Source organism: Mycobacterium sp. (genome assembly GCF_049608025.1).
Classification (GTDB): domain Bacteria; phylum Actinomycetota; class Actinomycetes; order Mycobacteriales; family Mycobacteriaceae; genus Mycobacterium.
In genome coordinates, this window is record NZ_JBMYXC010000118.1 from 1 (window position 1) to 573 (window position 573).

General features: G+C 44.9%; 2 tRNA genes. Both read right to left on the reverse strand.

The features are described 5' to 3' along the window. Nucleotides 1-148: 148 nt before the first annotated feature. A tRNA-Lys gene (locus ACPGXI_RS17990) sits at nt 149-224 on the reverse strand. A gap of 219 nt (nt 225-443) precedes the next feature. Then, nucleotides 444-520 (reverse strand) — tRNA-Arg (locus ACPGXI_RS17995). Nucleotides 521-573 lie beyond the last annotated feature (53 nt).

Sequence of the window (573 nt, forward strand, 5' to 3'; positions counted from 1 at the left end):
CTCAAGAGAGAATGTGAGTGTTCAGGAAACTTTAATGGTGGGAAACTTTAAAGGATATAAAGGATCACCCAACTCCCAGAAACAGGTCTAAAGCAGGTTTTCCCCCGAGAGGGGTAGTGGCAGGATCTTCGTAAGTGCTTGATTTTTTTGGTGGGCCGTGTAGGAGTCGAACCTACGGCCCGCTGATTAAGAGTCAGCTGCTCTACCAGCTGAGCTAACGGCCCACCTTGTCTTAAATTCGTATCTCGTCGTTCGTGAAGCGTATTTCGTAAAAGGTAAAAAGTAGAATTCTATTAATGAGAATGAGCTTTCATGCTTTTTGCCTTGCTGGATGAACTTTTTGAATAACCTCAGAAATACATTTTGTTATTCGTCGTTCGTATCTCGTCGTTTGGCTCTTTTTTTATCGTTTCACGTTTCACGAACAACGCGTCATCCTTTTGTGGTGCGCCTGGCAGGATTTGAACCTGCGGCCCCTGGCTTCGGAGGCCAGTGCTCTATCCAGCTGAGCTACAGGCGCAACATTCCTTGATCAAGCAAAATTGAAACTAGCATGGATTATTTCATCATGTC